Below are 17,016 nucleotides of genomic sequence, written 5' to 3'. Positions count from 1 at the left end.
AACGATACGAATATAACGGACAGCACATGGTTCAATTGACACGCATCTACACAAAATCCGGCGACAAGGGCAAAACGGCCCTTGGCAACGGCACGCGGGTTCCCAAAAACTCCGTCCGGGTTGAGGCCTATGGCACCGTTGACGAAACCAATTCCGTGATCGGTGTTGCCCGCCTGCATGCCGACGGCGAGATTGATGCCATGCTGGCGCGAATCCAGAACGATCTGTTTGATCTGGGTGCCGATCTTTGCACGCCGGGCGATGGCAGCGATGATAGCCCCGAACAGCCTGCCTTGCGGATCATCGCCAGACAGACCGAACGCCTTGAAAACGAGATCGACCAGATCAATGCCGAACTGGATCCGTTGAAATCGTTCGTTCTGCCCGGGGGCAGTGCGCTTTCGGCACAGCTTCACGTCGCGCGGACAGTTTCACGGCGTGCGGAACGGCTTATTGTCGAACTTGCCGGAATCGAGACCATCAATCCGGAGTGTGTGCGCTATATCAACCGGCTTTCGGACCACATGTTTGTCCTGGCCCGCCATGCCAATAACGGTGGCAAGGATGATATTTTGTGGCAACCCGGACTGACGCGCTGACGATTTTTTTTGGATAAATCCCTGTTAATCGGCGGATTTGTGCCGTATCAAGGTCGCGAAGGGCATCAAAAATTCAGTGAAGAAGTTGTCGTTAACGTCAACACCTTTACGTAAATTGACAACCTGCGTAGCACCCCCTATTGTGCATCGCGGGGAAAACAGTAACATGCGGGCCCGCAGCGAACTGCCCCGGCAGGGCGCCAAAGCCCATAGTTTCGACAACAAAACGAACAGGTCTGTCATGAAGGTTCTTGTCGCCGTTAAGCGCGTTGTGGATTACAACGTCAAGATCCGAGTCAAACAGGACCAGTCTGGCGTTGAATTGAACAACGTCAAAATGTCCATGAACCCGTTTGACGAAATCGCCGTTGAAGAGGCTGTCCGCCTCAAGGAAGCAGGTACTGCGACCGAAGTGGTTGCTGTATCGCTCGGCGTTAAACAGTGCCAGGAGACCCTGCGCACCGCCCTTGCCATGGGTGCCGATCGCGGCATTCTGGTCGAAACCGAGGATGAGCTTCAGCCGCTTGCCGTCGCAAAACTCCTGAAGGAAGTCGTTGCCAAGGAAAGCCCGGATCTTGTGATCCTCGGCAAACAGGCAATTGACGACGACGCCAACCAGACTGGCCAGATGCTGGCTGCTTTGCTGGATTGGCCGCAGGGCACTTTCGCATCCAAGGTTGCCGTTGCTGACGGCAAACTCGACGTTACCCGTGAAGTTGATGGCGGTCTTGAAACCGTCAAGCTTGATCTTCCGGCAATCGTCACCACCGACCTGCGTCTCAACGAGCCGCGTTATGCGTCGCTGCCAAACATCATGAAAGCCAAGAAAAAGCCGCTCGACACCCTGAGCCCGGCCGACCTTGGTGTTGATACCGCGCCGCGCCTGAAAACCCTGAAAGTGACGGAACCGCCGGCACGTCAGGCAGGTGTCAAAGTTGCCGACGTCGCAGAGCTTGTCGACAAGCTCCGCAACGAAGCAAAAGTAATCTAAGCGGGGATCAATCAAATGAGCATTCTTGTTATTGCCGAACACGACAATACCGAACTTAAGGGTGGCACGCTGAACACCGTTGCCGCAGCCCAGAAGATCGGTGGCGACATTGCCATCCTCGTTGCTGGTGAAAACTGCCGCGGTGTAGCCGAAGCAGCCGCAAAGGTTGCCGGTGTCTCCAAGGTTCTGGTTGCAGATAACGCCGCCTATGGCCATTTCCTGGCTGAAAACATGGCCGGTCTTGTGACCGAACTTGCCGAAGGTTACAGCCACATTCTGGTTCCGGCTTCGACCTCGGGCAAAAACTTCATGCCGCGCGTTGCAGCATTGAAGGACGTCGCGCAGATTTCCGACATCACCGATGTCGAAAGTGCCGATACCTTTGTCCGTCCGATCTATGCCGGTAACGCGATGGCGACCGTTCAGTCGTCTGACCCGCTGAAACTGATCACTGTTCGTACCACGGGCTTTGATCCGGTTGCAGCCGAGGGCGGCTCTGCTGCCATCGAAGACGTTGCTGTTGTTGCCGATGCCGGTAAATCCAGCTTCGTTGGTCAGGAACTGACCGAGTCGGAACGTCCGGAACTGACCGCAGCCAGCGTTGTCATTTCTGGCGGTCGCGGCATGGGTTCAGGTGAAAACTTCCACCTGATCGAGCCGATTGCCGACAAACTCGGCGCTGCCATTGGCGCTTCGCGCGCTGCGGTTGATGCCGGATACGCTCCGAACGACTGGCAGGTCGGTCAGACCGGCAAAGTTGTTGCACCGCAGCTATACATTGCTGTAGGCATTTCAGGTGCTATTCAGCACCTTGCCGGCATGAAGGACAGCAAGGTCATTGTCGCGATCAACAAGGACGAAGAAGCGCCGATCTTCTCGGTAGCTGATTACGGACTTGTCGCTGACCTGTTCGAAGCCCTTCCCGCTCTGGCGAGTGAACTCGACAAATAATCTGATCCCAATTAGGGTCAAAACAGTGAATTCTATTGTTTTGACCCTAGGGGACGAGTGGGGAACAAATGGCTTCGTTGGAAGATATCAAAACCATTGGCGTGATCGGCGCCGGTCAAATGGGCAATGGCATTGCACATGTGATCGCGATTGCCGGTTACGACGTCCGAATTCTCGACATCTCGCAAGATGCCCTTGATAAGGCCATCGGCGTGATGGACAAGAACATGGACCGCCAGGTCAAAAAAGAGCTGATTACCGCAGCGCAAAAAGACGCAGCTCTTGCCCGCGTCTCAACCGGAACGGAATACAGCTTCCTTTCGGATTGCGATCTGGTGATCGAAGCGGCAACCGAGAATGAAGAAATCAAGAAACAGATCTTCAAGGCTCTTTGCCCGGTTCTTGGCCCGGAAGCCATCATCGCGACCAACACTTCCTCGATCTCGGTGACCCGTCTGGCGTCCTATACCGACCGCCCAGCGAAATTCATGGGTATGCACTTCATGAACCCGGTGCCGCTGATGAAGCTGGTGGAGCTGATCCGTGGTATTGCCACCGATGAGACCACCTATCGCACCATTCATGAACTGACCAAGAAACTGGGCAAAGACACGGCAAGTGCCGAAGATTTCCCGGCTTTCATCGTCAACCGTATCCTTCTGCCGATGATCAACGAGGCGATCTACACCCTTTATGAAGGTGTGGGTAACGTCGAATCCATCGACACGGCAATGCGTCTGGGTGCGAACCATCCGATGGGTCCGCTGCAACTGGCTGACTTTATTGGTCTGGATACCTGTCTTTCGATCATGCATGTCCTGCATGACGGTCTGGCAGATACCAAGTATCGCCCTTGCCCGCTACTGGTCAAATATGTCGAAGCCGGATGGCTTGGCCGCAAGGTTGGGCGTGGCTTCTATGACTATAGCGGTGATGAGCCGGTCCCGACCCGCTAGGGACTGCTTTAAAACATTCGCATTTTCAAATTAAAAGCCGTTGTGAAAATCAGCGGCTTTTTTTGTTGCAATCGATCCGTCAAGCCACTGGAATACAGCTCTTGCAACCCGCACAGATGTGATGCCGGGATCAAATGACAAAAGAAGTCTGGAGGCAGTCCAAGCATGTTTCTCGGGATTGATGTTGGTACATCAGCCGTCAAGGCACTGCTGATCGACGAGAACTCGGCAACAGTCGCCGAGACTGATATCCCTTTGTCCGTTTCGAACCCGCACCCGTTCTGGAGCGAACAGAACCCGGCGGACTGGTGGGACGCGACCCTGCGTGCCATCGACGCATTGCATCACCAAAATCCCGGTGCGCTTGCCGCGACACGCGCCATTGGCCTGTCAGGGCAAATGCATGGTGCAACATTGCTTGGCGAAGACGATATGCCGCTTCGTCCTGCGATCCTGTGGAATGACGGGCGCGCCAAGAAGGAATGTGACGCGCTTGATGCTGCCCTGCCCGATCTGGGGATTCGGGCCGGTGTTGCCACCATGCCCGGCATGACTGCCCCCAAGATGATCTGGCTTCAAAAGCACGAACCCGAGCTGTTTGCAAAGGTCAGAACCATTCTGCTGCCCAAGGACTATATCCGGTTTTGCCTGTCGGGTGACAAGGTCACCGAGATGTCGGATGCCGCAGGTACGCTTTGGCTTGATGAAGAAAGCCGCAGCTGGAACGAAGCTGCAATCGAGGCTTGCGGGCTTTCGATGGACCAATTGCCCAAACTTGTCGAAGGATCGGATGTCACCGGTACATTGCGCCGTGACCTTGCAGATCGTTGGGGCATGACTGCCGGGGTGATCATTGCCGGTGGCGGCGGCGATGCGGCAACCGGGGGGATCGGTGTCGGTGCTGTGCGCCATGGGGATGGCTTTATTTCGCTTGGGACGTCATCGCAGATCTTTGTCGCCTCGGACAGATACCGCCCCAAACCCGAAGAACTCCTGCACAGCTTCACCCATGCCATTCCGGGCCACTGGTTCCAGATGGCGGTCCTGCTTAATGGAGCCAGTTGCCTGCAATGGGTGGCAAGGCTTCTGGATGAAAGCGATATCGGTGCTTTGCTTGCAAGGGTCGAGGCCCAGCACAACGCACCATCGGATATTCTGTTTTTGCCTTACCTCAACGGTGAACGTACACCGCACAATAATCCCTATGCCCGTGGCGTGTTTTTCGGACTGGGCAGTGACACAAACCGCGAAGCCATGGTGCAATCGGTGCTTGAGGGCGTTGCCTTTGCGCTCAGCGATGCGCAATCACGGCTGCATGCGGCTGGAACCCGTTGTGAATTGCCCGGTGTGATCGGTGGCGGCGCACGCAGCCGATACTGGATTCAGCTGATTTCGGACATTATGGGCACCCCGCTTGCACGTTACGAGGGTGCGGCAAAGGGCCCGGCATTTGGTGCAACACGTCTTGCCCGACTGGCTTTGACACAGGAACCGGTCGAAGATGTTTGCAAGAAACCGGCGATCGAGGAAGTGATTGAGCCCGATCCGGCGCGGCATGCCTCCTATCAGCCCCGCTTTGCCAAATTCCGCCGTCTTTATGCCGCACTGGCGAGTGAATTTACGCCATCCTGACAATAGGGATCCTATATGAAATTGCACTTCTTGCGGAGATCTGTCGCTGCAGTTGACGTTTTTACCTGCAAAACAACCAATTTAATCCGCAAGCTTCTTTAAACCAATGATCTAGTGCCAATATCATTGTGAGGTATTAGTTTTCTACCATTTGGATAGACCATGAGTATTGTCGTTGTTGGAAGCTCAAACATTGATTTTGCTGCGCGCGTTGCAAAATTTCCACAACCCGGCCAGACCGTTGCGGCAAAGGAATACATATCCGGCCCGGGTGGCAAAGGATGCAATCAGGCACTTGCCGTTGCGCGGCTGGGTGTTTCCCCTGTTTTCATATCCAAAATCGGCGACGACGCACTGGGCCGACAACTGATTGAAACGCTTGCCGCCGAAGGGCTCGATACAAATCATCTGATCATGGCTGACGCAGCTCAGACCGGGATAGCATTGATTTCAATTGATGAATCCGGTGAAAACATGATCACTGTGGTCGGCGGTGCCAATATGACCATGACCCGTGCGGACCTGCATGACAAACAGGAGTCTCTGCGCGATTGTAACTATCTGCTTTTACAGCTGGAATGCCCGGTGGTGGCGGTGGATTGCGCAATCAAATATGCCCGCGAAGGACGCGCGCAGGTCATTCTTGATCCGGCTCCGGTGCAAGATCACATGGTGATGCGCGACCTTCTGGCACTGACCGATATTGTCACCCCCAATAGCAGCGAATGCCGCGTCATGACCGGTATTGATCCGGTTGACACCAAAAGCGCACAGCAGGCAGCCAACGCACTTCATGAAATGGGCCCAAAGACCGTCATCATCAAAATGGGCGGCGATGGCGCATTCTATTCCGCCGATGGCCAATCTGGAGATAGTCAGTCCGGAATGGTGCCGTCCTTTTCGGTCAACGCCATAGACACGGTGGGTGCAGGTGATTGCTTTAACGCGGGACTTGCGGTTGCCCTGCATGGTGGTCAGTCATTACCCAATGCCGTGCGTTTCGCCTGTGCGACCGGCGCACTTGCCACCACGCGCAACGGTGCGGCCGATGCCGCACCAAATATCGAACAGGTCCTAGCCCTGCTTGAAAACAAGGCGTAAGGCCTGTGGTCAACACGCGTTACGAGGTCTGATCAATCAGGTCATTGAAATAGGAAATGACATCGGGTGCATCCCATTGCGCGATGCCTTCGAGTTTACCGCGAATAACACCGTTGCCATCAATCACAAAGCTGGTCGGAAGACCGCGTGCCCCCATCTTGCGCGCGGTCACACCGCGCGGATCAAGCACCACATCAAGATTGTCGATTCCATTCTTTTCAAAGAATTCCGTAACGGCAGCGGCACCACCGCGGTCCTGACTGAGTGCCAGAACACGGAACGCCTTGCCATCCATCTGCGCAGCAAGACTGTCGAGTTCTGGCATTTCCTTGACGCATGGAACACACCATGTCGCCCACAGATTAACCAGAACAACCTTCCCCTTCAGGCTGTTAAGCGGGATTTCCCCATCTTTTTGATCGACAAATGTGATCCCGTCGGGCAAAGAACCGTCATCAGACGGGGCAACCATCTTTGAAAGTTCTTGCGGGAATTGCGTATCTGCAAAGGCAGGGGTTGCATAAATGCCCGATATGGCGACAATCACGCCAAGTTTTACGTAACGAAGCAATGTCTTCACAACACTCACCTTTCCAAGACTGCGGATCAAGATGACCGACCAAAACGCCACCGACCAGAAAAACGCCAACTCCCTGTGGGGAGGTCGCTTTGAAGCAGGCCCGTCAGCCATCATGGAAGAAATCAATGCTTCCATCGGTTTTGACAAACGCCTTTATGCCCAGGACATTCAGGGCTCCAAAGCCCACTGCGCGATGCTGGTCAAGCAGAACATCATCCCCGCAGAAGATGGCGAAAAGATTACCAATGGTCTAGACCAGATCCTTCAGGAAATCGAGAGCGGACAGTTCAAATTCTCAAGCGCGCTTGAAGATATTCACATGAATGTCGAAAGCCGCCTGCGCGATCTGATCGGTCCGGCAGCAGGTCGTCTTCATACCGCACGCTCGCGCAATGATCAGGTCGCAACCGACTTCAAACTCTGGGTTCGCGATGTTGCACTTGCCGATCTTGAGGCCGGTCTCAAGGGCCTTCAGGAAGCGCTGATTACGCAGGCCGAAACCCATGCCGAAACCATCATGCCGGGCTTTACCCATCTGCAGGCAGCCCAGCCGGTGACCTTTGGCCATCATCTTCTGGCCTATGTGGAAATGTTTGGCCGTGACCGTGGCCGTGTCGCCGATTGCCGGACGCGCGTAAATGAAAACCCGTTGGGTTCAGCCGCCCTTGCAGGCACACCTTATCCGATTGACCGTCACATGACGGCAAGCGCGCTTGGCTTTGATCGTCCGACGGCGAACTCGCTTGATGCGGTATCGGATCGTGACTTTGCACTCGAATATCTTAACGCAGCCTCGATTGCTGCGATGCATCTGTCGCGTCTGGCCGAGGAAATGGTCATCTGGTGTTCGGCACAGTTCCGCTTTATCGGCATGTCCGACAAGTTCTCGACCGGCTCCTCGATCATGCCGCAGAAACGTAACCCGGACGCTGCCGAACTGATCCGTTCGAAAATCGGTCGTATCGTTGGTTGCTATAATTCCCTGATGTTGTCGATGAAGGGCCTTCCGCTGGCCTATTCCAAAGACATGCAAGAAGACAAGGAACCGGTTTTCGAGGCCCACGACCATCTTGGTCTGTGCGTTGCTGCCATGACTGGCATGGTCGCTGACATGAAAGTCTTTGCCGATAACATGCGCGCCGCTGCCGGTGCCGGTTACACCACTGCAACCGACCTTGCCGACTGGCTGGTGGCAGAGCTTGGCATGCCGTTCCGCGATGCCCATCATGTGGTTGGCGCAACCGTGAAGCTGGCCGAGTCCAAGGGATGCGATCTTGATCAGCTGCCCCTTGAAGACCTTCAAGGGATCGAACCAAAGATCACCAACGCAGTTTATGACGTCCTGACCGTCGAGGCATCTGTTGCCGCCCGCCAGAGCTTTGGCGGCACCGCACCGGTGCGCGTCAAGGAATCGGTCAAGGCTGCAAAGGAAAGGTTTATGAAATGACCCCTGCTTTGCTTAAACGCGGCATCGTGATCACACTGGCAGTCATGCTGGGTCTTTCGGTGGCAGCTTGCGGCAAAAAAGGCCCGCTTGAACCGCCGACCGAAAAAGGCAACGAATATCCAAGGGACTACCCCGCCAAATGAACCATTTTGAATATATTGATGGCGTGCTTCACGCCGAAGGCGTTTCGATCCCCGAAATGGCGGATAAAGTCGGCACGCCGTTTTTCTGCTATTCGACGGCAACACTTGAACGCCACTACAAGGTTTATGCCGACGCGTTCGAGGGGCTTGATGCCACTGTATGCTTTGCTGTGAAGGCAAACTCCAATCAGGCTGTGCTGAAAACACTGGGCAATCTTGGTGCTGGTGCAGACGTGGTATCGGTTGGTGAAATGCGCCGCGCCCTGCGTGCAGGAATTGATCCCGCCAAGATCATCTTTTCGGGCGTTGGCAAGGCCGACGCAGAAATGCGCGAGGCCCTTGAGGCCGACATTGCGCAGATCAATGTCGAAAGCATCCCGGAACTGATCGAACTGAACCGTGTTGCCATCGAAATGGGCAAAAAGGCGCGTATTGCGCTACGCATCAATCCGCATGTCGATGCCAAAACCCACGAAAAGATCGCGACCGGCAAGGCCGAAAACAAATTCGGCATCGACTGGACCCGCGCGATCGAGGTTTACCGTGATGCCGCAGCCATGGATGGTATCGAGGTTACCGGCATTGCGATGCATATCGGCTCACAGTTGACCGATCTGACCCCGTTCCGCGAGGCATTCACCCGTCTGGCGGGGCTGGTCGAGCAACTTCGTTCCGAAGGCATCCATATCCGCAATCTTGATCTGGGTGGCGGCCTTGGCATCGCCTATCAGGGCGAAACGCCGCCGCTTCCCGATGCCTATGGCCAGATGGTGCGCGAAACGGTCGGTCATCTTGGGTGTCACATCACCCTTGAGCCCGGTCGTCTGATTGCCGGCAATGCCGGGATCATGGTGTCGCGTGTCATGTATATCAAAGACGGCGAAGCAAAGCGTTTCGTCATTCTTGATGCCGCGATGAATGACCTGATCCGTCCGACGCTTTACAGCGCCTATCACGAAATCATCCCGGTTGAAGAACAGGGCGAAGAAGACGTGCAGGCAACTGTCGACGTCGTCGGCCCGGTTTGCGAAACCGGCGACACATTCGGCAAAGACCGCAAATTGCCAGATGATCTCAAGGCCGGTGATCTGGTCGCAGTGATGTCAGCAGGTGCCTATGGCGCGGTGATGTCCTCGACCTATAACACCCGTGCATTGACGCCCGAGGTACTGGTCAAGGGCAACAATTTTGCGATTGTCCGCCCCCGTCAGGAAATCGATCAACTGATCAATATGGATCAAATCCCTGCATGGCTCGGTAACGAGTAAGCTTTGCGCCATTCCATATGAATGATTTTCAGGTGGCCCGTATGATGCGGGCCACCTTTTTATTTCCCGGCATCCGATGGAATAGCTTGACCCGCACCTGTGAAACCCCAAGTTTTAAAGGGAAAGCGTTGCAATCAGATTTGCAACATGTCGGCAATCACGGACAACCAGACGCATGTCGTTGATACCACCCTATCCCGAGATCGAAAGTCATGTGCGCAAAACGCGCATGATCCTGATTTGGGAATCGGTGTGGCCATGCCTGATACCGGCACTTTCGATTGTGCTTCTGACAGTCGGACTTACCCTTACCGGCGCGTTCGAGTTCCTGCCTGCGACCGGGCACATCATCTTGCTGTCCGTACTGTCGGTCGCAACCATGGTCGGGATTGTCGCGCCCTGGCGAAATTTCCGCTGGCCAACCCGCCGCGATATCCTGCACCGGCTCGAAGTCGAAAACAGGCTGGAGAACAATCCGCTCCAGAGTCTCGAAGATCATATCCACGAAACCGACGATCCCCTGACCAGCTTCCTGTGGCAGCGCCAGCTGGGTTTGCATGAAGCGGCCCTTAAACATTTGCGCCTGCCCCGTCCGGTCCCCGCTGTTACACGGATTGACCGGTTCGGGCTGACCGCCATTCCCGTACTGGTGCTCTTTGTTGGCCTGTTCGCCGGACATAATCATTTCCCGGAACGGTTTTCAAAGGCCTTTAGTCCCTTGCAACGCCTTGGTGCAGCTGATTTCAGCGCGACCCTTTGGGTGACCCCGCCAGCCTATACCGGACAGGTTCCAAGGGTCCTGCGCTTTGCGGCAATTGGTACGGAGAATGGCACGGCTCCATCAAACGATGGCAACACCACAGGAAACACGACCACGAGTGACGTGATGTCTGTGCAGGTACCCGCCGGGTCAACACTTGATGGCAGCATATCAAGCATCTGGCAGCCGATCCTGAGCGCGCCGGATGGAGAACGCGCATTCACCGAAAGCAGCGAAAACAGCTATGTGCTGTCGACTGCCATTGAACAATCGGGCGAGTGGCGCATATCGGTCTGGGGCAATGATCGTCTGACGCTGAATATTGAACTGGTGCCCGACAATGCCCCAAGCCTGTCTTTTGTCAGTTCCCCGGTCGTGACGCGCCGCGATCATGTGCGTCTGGATTATCTTGCCAATGATGATTATGGGCTGGCGAAGCTTGATCTTGTGATCACCCCGGCACCGGATGACGGATCACTTGATCAATATGGCCCGATTGATCAGATCGTCATCGACATCCGTGGCGAAGGTATCAGCGAAACCGCAATGCCGACCCGTATCGAAGGTCCGCGTTTTCTTGATCTGGTTGCCCATCCCTGGGCCGGTCTTCCAGTCAATATCCAGATGGCGTCCCGGGACAATGCCGGTCAGACCGGGCAAAGCGATATCCGGTCTTTGATGTTGCCCGAACGTGAATTCAACCATCCGGTCGCGCAGAAACTGATTGCAATCCGGCGCGGCTTGTTGCGCCACCCGGATCGGGCCCTTGAAATGCATCAGGCAATACTGCCGGTTCTTTATGCTCCACAGGCATTCAACGGTCATATTGGCGTCTTCCTTGCGCTGTCGGTTGCCGAAAACCGGTTGTCTGCAAATCTGGGGAACCGCGACGTTCATCAGGATGTCGCCGGGCTTTTGTGGCATATCGCCGAGGAAGTCGAACGCGGAAGTTACGGGATTGCGGAACGCAACTTGATGGAGGCTGAGGAACGCCTGCTTGAAGCCCTGCAAAATCCCGACATTACCGAAGGCGAAATTGCCCGGTTGATCGAGGAATATCGTCAGGCGCTAAATGAATATCTGGCCGCCCTGACCCGCGAAAGCACGCAATCACCAGAAGAGCAGCCACAGGCCTCCGCCGCCCTGGAGCAACAGGACCTGTCGCGCATCATTGATCAGATTGATGCCCTGATGCGTGCAGGGGCGCGTGATCAGGCCCGTCAGCTTATTGATCGTCTGCGCGAGCTGATTGAAAATATGCAGGTCACGACCGGCGAAGGCGGAATGGACATCACATCCACCCTGCGCGAGATGCTTGACGGTATGCGCGACCTGGCCCGCCGACAACAGGACCTGATGAACGAAGGCGACAATTCATCGACGCAGAATGGCCCCGCCCCGCGCGCCAATCAGCAACAGGGCCTTGCCAATGACGCCAGCGAGATCATGAACAGCACCGGCATCGATCAGTTTGGTGAGGTCAGCGGCATGAACACCGTCATAGACGCCATGCGCGGCGCGGCAGAGGCCCTTGGGCACAATCGGTCCCATGAGGCCCTGCAACTCCAGCGACAGGCCATGGAGGCCCTTCAACAGGGCATTGGCGAGATCAGCCGTGCCCTTGAGGGCCTAAGCCAGTTGGCCCCGATGCTCGAAGACCTTGAAGGAAGCGGGCGTCGCGATCCATTGGGCCGTCCGGTGGGTGGTGATGGCACCACCATTATTCCGGATGTGAATACCCTTGAACGGGCCTGGCGGATTTTGCAGGAACTTCGTCGTCGATCCGGCGACCCGGATCGTCCGCAGATCGAACAGGAATATATCGACCGGTTGCTCAAACGGTTCTGATTCCCGAAACCCGGTCTTCGAGGACAATCGATTTCGCACAAAAAAGGCAGCGATGAAACGCTGCCTTTTTTTCATTTTACGGGTCGCTGTCCTTACGGCTCGACCGCTTCACGCGGATCAAGGAAGGTGACCTGCAATCGGGTGGCCGTCGGGTTCGGACGACGGATTTTGGTTTCGACCGTCATGCTTTCGCCAACGGGCAGCATTTGCTGTTCCATCGGCATCTCGGCCCCGGCCGTCACCTTTGTCTCGTCATAGATCAGCGGAACCTTTTTGCGCTGTACCACACGGTCCAGCGGATCAAGAAGTTCGATCAAAAGATACGGCAACGGACGCGGTTCTTCTGCGATATTGACGATCTCGGCGCGGACGACAAGAACATCAATCCCGTCTTCATCTTCACGGGTCGGCGGCAATTCGCGAATATCAAGTCCTTCGCCCACATGCGGCACATCAAGGCCGATCATGTCATAGACCTTGGCAATCGGCGGCCACATATTGATGACGTAGTCCTTGGCAAAATAACCACCCGCGCCGATCCCACCGATCAGCAACAGGAAGATGATCCAGCCAATAATACCCTTTTTCTTTTTCGGTTCCGGCTTGGGATTGTTCCGAATCAGTTGCTGGGGAATGGGGGGCGGATCAGGAATTCTGTCAGCATTTTCAAAGCCCGGATCAACCTGGCCACTTCCCATCTGATCAGCATTGAAATCAGCACCGAGTGCGCCTTCCTGATTGAAGGGTGGCGGAAGATCATTTTCCGGCCCGCTCGCAGCCTGGGGAGCAGGCTTCTTTGCCCCCGGGGGGTCCTGATGCCAGCTGTTGCCGCAGCTTTTACAGCGCACGGTTCGGCCCTTGGGACCGATTGCTTCTGTCTTAACTGAGTATTTCTTTGAACACTCTGGGCAAGTAATGATCATTGCAAACCTGGCATTTCGATGACAGCGGCATCAAACATGGGGGGCAACAAGACGTACGCAACTGACGATCCCCCAAGCACGTCAGCGGTGACTTACACTATATGTAAATAGCCGCGATTTAACAGACTGTTAAGTACAGATAACAGAAGCTGCCCGGATTTGGGTGTCTAATCGTTGCGTAACGGCGGTGAACATGGCATCCGAAATCATGAGAAAACCGGGTAAACCGGATCAGTCATTTTCGATATTGTCAGGTCCGATTGGCATTTCGCGCTTGTCAGAACCTAGAGAAACCCTTGATCAAATGCCATGGCACAGGCCAAGGTAGACCGTCATTCTGCCATATGGAGCACCGATTTTGACCGAGGTTGTCAGTTTCAGGAATGTCGGGGTCCGATACGAATCCGGACCGGAAATTTTGCGCGACCTGAATTTTTCTTTGGGTCGCGGCAGTTTCCATTTCCTGACCGGCGCATCCGGTGCAGGCAAATCGACACTGATGCGCCTTTTATATCTTGCCCTTCGGCAGACCCGGGGTGAAATCAATATTTTCGGACGCGACAATATCCGCATCCCGCGTGAAGACCTTCCTGCGATTCGCCGCAAGATCGGCGTGGTCTTTCAGGATTTCCGCCTGATCAATCACCTGACGACATTCGAAAACGTTGCCTTGCCGTTGCGAGTTGCCGGGGTCGAGGATTTGCAAATCCGCAAGAATGTCACCGAGCTTCTCGAATGGGTCGGGCTTGGTGACCACATCAATGCACAGCCATCGCGTCTTTCGGGCGGCCAGCAACAGCGTGTGGCGATTGCGCGCGCGGTCATCGGTCGTCCGGCATTGCTTCTGGCCGATGAACCGACCGGGAACGTTGATGACCGAATCGCCATGCGTTTGCTGTATCTGTTTGAAGAACTCAACAAACTGGGCACCACCGTCCTGATCGCCACCCATAACCGCCAACTGGTCAGACGTTTCGGTCATACGCAATGGTTGCTCGAAGGCGGTACACTGCATGACGTAACGCATAGCGGCTGACCACCATCACGACAAGATCAACCAGATCAACAGGACCAAACCACGATCATGGCATTTCGCGCACCCCCATCGCATCTTCCACTTGAAAGCGACTCTTCCTCGCGCTTTTTGCCGAGCATCGTCGCTTTGATGGTTGCGCTGCTGACCTTTTCGATTGTGGGGCTGGCAGCCCTGCATGACAGTGTCGGTCAATGGTCCGGCCAGATCGAAGGCAGCCTGTCCATTCAGGTTCCCCCGACCGAACTTGCAAACCGGTCACCGGAAGAACGCGAAGAAGCGCTTCAGAAAACTGTTGATGCCATCATCGACGATGTCTCCAACCTTCCCGGCATTGCCCGGATCGAGGAACTGAGCCCCGACACCATGGCGGCCCTCCTTGAACCATGGCTTGGCCCCGATGAAGTGGTGAGCGAACTTCCCATTCCGCGTATTATCGAAATCACTCCGGAAACCGGTTTCAACTACGATGCGCTTGAAATGCGTTTGGGGGAAATCGCGCCCGAGGCTGTGCTTGATGATCACCGCATATGGATCGAAAGAATTGCCGATGTCGCCTTTTCGGTCGAACTGGCACTGTCGCTTCTGATCGTGGTGCTGTTTGGGGCGACCATGCTTTCAGTGGTATTTGCCACCCGTTCGGGCCTTTCGATCCATCATCGCATCATCGAATTGCTGCATCTGATCGGGGCCCAGGATAGCTACATAGCCAAACAGTTCGGTCGCCACAATCAGCGACTGGCATTTTTCGGTGCGCTGATCGGCTTGCTGATAGCGCTTCCTGTTTCTGCATTGATTGCCTGGCTTGGATTGCGTGCAGGCTGGCCAATCCCGTCACTTGTCCTGAGCCCGATCTTTATCGCCCTGATCGTGGCCATTCCGTTTATTGTTGCGATGATCGCCGGGATCACCGCAACCCGCACCGTTTTGCGTGTTTTACACCGGATGTTGTAACGGATCACAAGGCTCCGTATAGTCCGGTGACTGACCTGCTTCTTGTTTGAGATCATGGCCTTGGCCATCTCAGGAGATCCGAATACATGCCCGCGCATCGCTACCGAGGCACCCATTGATGAGCAAGCCCCCGCTTAGTGTGCAGCACCGTCGCCGTTTTCGACGGTTTCGCTTTTTGCTTTCGACGCTGATCTTGTGCGGGCTTGTCTGGGCCGCAGGATTTGTCTGGTATGTCAATTCGATCCCGGTTTCTGTTGAAAATCCAAATCAGCGTACCGACGCAATTGTCGTTCTGACCGGTGGCAGTGAACGCCTTTCGGAAGGACGCCGGTTACTGACCCATGGCCTGGCAGAAAAACTGTTCATTTCCGGGGTCTATCGCGGGGTCGAGGTGGACGAACTTTTATCGGTCGGCAAATCCGATCCGCGCCTGATTGCCTGCTGTGTGGTTTTGGGGCATGTCGCCGAAAACACGCGGGGAAATGCGATTGAAACCGCTGTGTGGGTCTATGAGGAAGGCTTTAAAAGCCTTCGGATCGTTACCGCCAACTATCACATGCCACGATCACTTCTGGAATTCAGAAGCCTGATGCCGGACGTGGATATCATCCCCCATCCGGTCTTCCCCGATAACGTCAAAATTGAAAACTGGTGGCGTTTCCCGGGCAGCACAGCGTTGATCGCCAGTGAATTCAACAAATACATGTTTGCCAGCCTCAGGAACTCGTTACTGCATTGGCTGCCTGATGGTGACCGGCCGTCTTTGCGCAACCTTGAAGGTGATCCCCCCGGACCGCAGGAATACTCTGCTTCGAATGCTTCGGGCAAAAACGGTTGAACAATCGGCATTTTCCAATTGCAATATAGCTGTTACAAAACAGCACATATCAAGATCATGTGAGTGGGTTTAAGCCCAAGGCGTATGAAGGACTTTTCTGAATGAGAACCCTCCGCGCGTTATTGTTTAACGTGTTGTTTTTCGGCGGCACCGCGATTTTATGCCTCAGCCTGATTCCGCTGATGCTGTTTGGGCGCAAAGCCAACCAGTTTGTCGGCCATGCATGGTGCCGACTGGTGCAGTTCATGCTGCGCTATTCTGTTGGCATGCGCAAACGCATCACCGGGCTTGAAAATCTGCCGGAAGGGCCCTGTATCCTGGTCGCCAAGCATCAATCGGCTTGGGAAACCCTGACGTTCCATACTGTGGTGACGGACCCGGCCTATATTCTGAAAAAAGAACTGACCCGGATTCCGGTTTTCGGCCAGTTTCTGACCCTTTCAGGTCAGATTGCCGTTGATCGCTCGGCAGGTGGTTCAGCCCTTAAGGACATGATCAAGGGGGCTGAGAAGGCACTTAAAGAAAACCGTCAGGTCGTGATTTTCCCGGAAGGCACGCGAACCCCACCCGGTTCAAGTCGCCCTTATCATCCGGGCATCTATGCCCTTTATAAAGCCTTCCCCGAGACCAAGGTCATTCCGGTCGCACTGAATTCCGGCATGTTCTGGGGGCGACACAGCTTTATGAAATATGGCGGTCTGGTCACGATGGAATTCATGAAACCGATTGAGCCCGATCTTGATCGCAAGACCTTCATGAAGGAAATCAAAACCCGCATCGACACCCGCACGCGCGAGCTTGAAACCGAGGCACAGCAGGAATTCAATCTGCCAATGCTGACATCCGACGATATCGCCGCCGAAGAAGCAGAACAGCAAGCAGCCATTCAGAAAGAAGCTGATCCGGACAAGGTTTCCTGACAGCTGTTCTGTTTAGAAAGCGGATATCAAAATTAAAAAGGCCGGTGATGCATTGAGCATCCCGGCCTTTTT

The 17,016-nt window shown here is 55.0% G+C and carries 16 protein-coding genes; 14 read left to right on the top strand and 2 right to left on the bottom strand.

From position 1 onward, the window contains the following. Positions 1-26 precede the first annotated feature (26 nt). The 6 genes from WA318_RS04190 to rbsK all read left to right on the top strand — a co-directional run bounded on the left by WA318_RS04190 (position 27) and on the right by rbsK (position 6,230). The gene (locus tag WA318_RS04190; RefSeq protein WP_336080085.1) at positions 27-599 is read left to right on the top strand and encodes a cob(I)yrinic acid a,c-diamide adenosyltransferase; all 573 of its coding nucleotides are present in this window, start codon (positions 27-29) and stop codon (positions 597-599) included. Between the two features lie 241 nt (positions 600-840). Next, positions 841-1,590 carry an electron transfer flavoprotein subunit beta/FixA family protein gene (locus WA318_RS04185; protein WP_101245387.1) on the top strand — a complete coding sequence of 250 codons (750 nt, stop codon included), beginning with the start codon at positions 841-843 and terminating at the stop codon, positions 1,588-1,590. Between the two features lie 15 nt (positions 1,591-1,605). After that, the gene (locus tag WA318_RS04180) at positions 1,606-2,541 is read left to right on the top strand and encodes an electron transfer flavoprotein subunit alpha/FixB family protein (protein ID WP_114096792.1); all 936 of its coding nucleotides are present in this window, start codon (positions 1,606-1,608) and stop codon (positions 2,539-2,541) included. A 68-nt stretch (positions 2,542-2,609) separates the two neighbouring features. Beyond that, positions 2,610-3,497, top strand: coding sequence for a 3-hydroxybutyryl-CoA dehydrogenase (locus WA318_RS04175; protein WP_114096791.1), 888 nt, complete (start codon positions 2,610-2,612; stop codon positions 3,495-3,497). Positions 3,498-3,662: 165 nt separating this feature from the next. After that, complete coding sequence (gene xylB / locus WA318_RS04170; protein ID WP_336080084.1) at positions 3,663-5,129, top strand: xylulokinase; 1,467 nt, start codon at positions 3,663-3,665, stop codon at positions 5,127-5,129. A gap of 162 nt (positions 5,130-5,291) precedes the next feature. Next, positions 5,292-6,230, top strand: coding sequence for a ribokinase (rbsK, locus tag WA318_RS04165; RefSeq protein ID WP_336080083.1), 939 nt, complete (start codon positions 5,292-5,294; stop codon positions 6,228-6,230). A 19-nt stretch (positions 6,231-6,249) separates the two neighbouring features. Here the strand turns inward: rbsK and WA318_RS04160 are convergent, their stop codons facing one another. Next, complete coding sequence (locus WA318_RS04160) at positions 6,250-6,810, bottom strand: TlpA disulfide reductase family protein (protein WP_336080082.1); 561 nt, start codon at positions 6,808-6,810, stop codon at positions 6,250-6,252. 31 nt (positions 6,811-6,841) lie between these two features. On the opposite strand from WA318_RS04160, the gene argH reads away from it, so the two are divergent. The 4 genes from argH (at position 6,842) to WA318_RS04140 (ending at position 12,276) form a co-directional block, all read left to right on the top strand. Beyond that, positions 6,842-8,257 (top strand): argininosuccinate lyase, encoded by a 1,416-nt coding sequence (gene argH, locus WA318_RS04155; protein WP_114096788.1) that lies wholly within the window; start codon positions 6,842-6,844, stop codon positions 8,255-8,257. Continuing rightward, a complete protein-coding gene (gene lptM, locus WA318_RS04150) occupies positions 8,254-8,400 on the top strand; it encodes an LPS translocon maturation chaperone LptM (RefSeq protein ID WP_336080081.1) in 147 nt (48 codons plus the stop codon). The genes argH and lptM overlap by 4 nt, the downstream gene beginning before the upstream one ends. After that, positions 8,397-9,668 carry a diaminopimelate decarboxylase gene (lysA, locus tag WA318_RS04145; RefSeq protein WP_336080080.1) on the top strand — a complete coding sequence of 424 codons (1,272 nt, stop codon included), beginning with the start codon at positions 8,397-8,399 and terminating at the stop codon, positions 9,666-9,668. Before lptM ends, lysA begins: the two co-directional genes overlap by 4 nt. 175 nt (positions 9,669-9,843) lie before the next feature. Then, positions 9,844-12,276 (top strand): DUF4175 domain-containing protein, encoded by a 2,433-nt coding sequence (locus WA318_RS04140; RefSeq protein WP_336080079.1) that lies wholly within the window; start codon positions 9,844-9,846, stop codon positions 12,274-12,276. A gap of 92 nt (positions 12,277-12,368) precedes the next feature. Here the strand turns inward: WA318_RS04140 and WA318_RS04135 are convergent, their stop codons facing one another. Beyond that, positions 12,369-13,199 (bottom strand): DUF3426 domain-containing protein, encoded by an 831-nt coding sequence (locus WA318_RS04135; RefSeq protein ID WP_336080078.1) that lies wholly within the window; start codon positions 13,197-13,199, stop codon positions 12,369-12,371. A 358-nt stretch (positions 13,200-13,557) separates the two neighbouring features. Between WA318_RS04135 and ftsE the strand changes: the two genes are divergently transcribed. The 4 genes from ftsE to WA318_RS04115 all read left to right on the top strand — a co-directional run bounded on the left by ftsE (position 13,558) and on the right by WA318_RS04115 (position 16,944). Further along, entirely contained in the window at positions 13,558-14,235 is a 678-nt protein-coding gene (gene ftsE, locus WA318_RS04130) for a cell division ATP-binding protein FtsE (protein ID WP_114096784.1), read from the top strand. A 48-nt stretch (positions 14,236-14,283) separates the two neighbouring features. After that, the gene (locus tag WA318_RS04125) at positions 14,284-15,186 is read left to right on the top strand and encodes a cell division protein FtsX (protein ID WP_336080077.1); all 903 of its coding nucleotides are present in this window, start codon (positions 14,284-14,286) and stop codon (positions 15,184-15,186) included. Positions 15,187-15,304: 118 nt separating this feature from the next. Continuing rightward, the gene (locus WA318_RS04120) at positions 15,305-16,024 is read left to right on the top strand and encodes a YdcF family protein (protein WP_114096782.1); all 720 of its coding nucleotides are present in this window, start codon (positions 15,305-15,307) and stop codon (positions 16,022-16,024) included. A gap of 101 nt (positions 16,025-16,125) precedes the next feature. Beyond that, on the top strand, positions 16,126-16,944 hold the full coding sequence (locus WA318_RS04115; RefSeq protein WP_336080076.1) for a lysophospholipid acyltransferase family protein: 819 nt from the start codon (positions 16,126-16,128) through the stop codon (positions 16,942-16,944). Positions 16,945-17,016 lie beyond the last annotated feature (72 nt).

It is taken from the genome of Thalassospira sp. CH_XMU1448-2, from assembly GCF_037027285.1.
GTDB classification, from domain to species: Bacteria; Pseudomonadota; Alphaproteobacteria; order Rhodospirillales; family Thalassospiraceae; genus Thalassospira; species Thalassospira profundimaris_C.
This window is presented reverse-complemented; position numbering and strand designations above follow the sequence as displayed.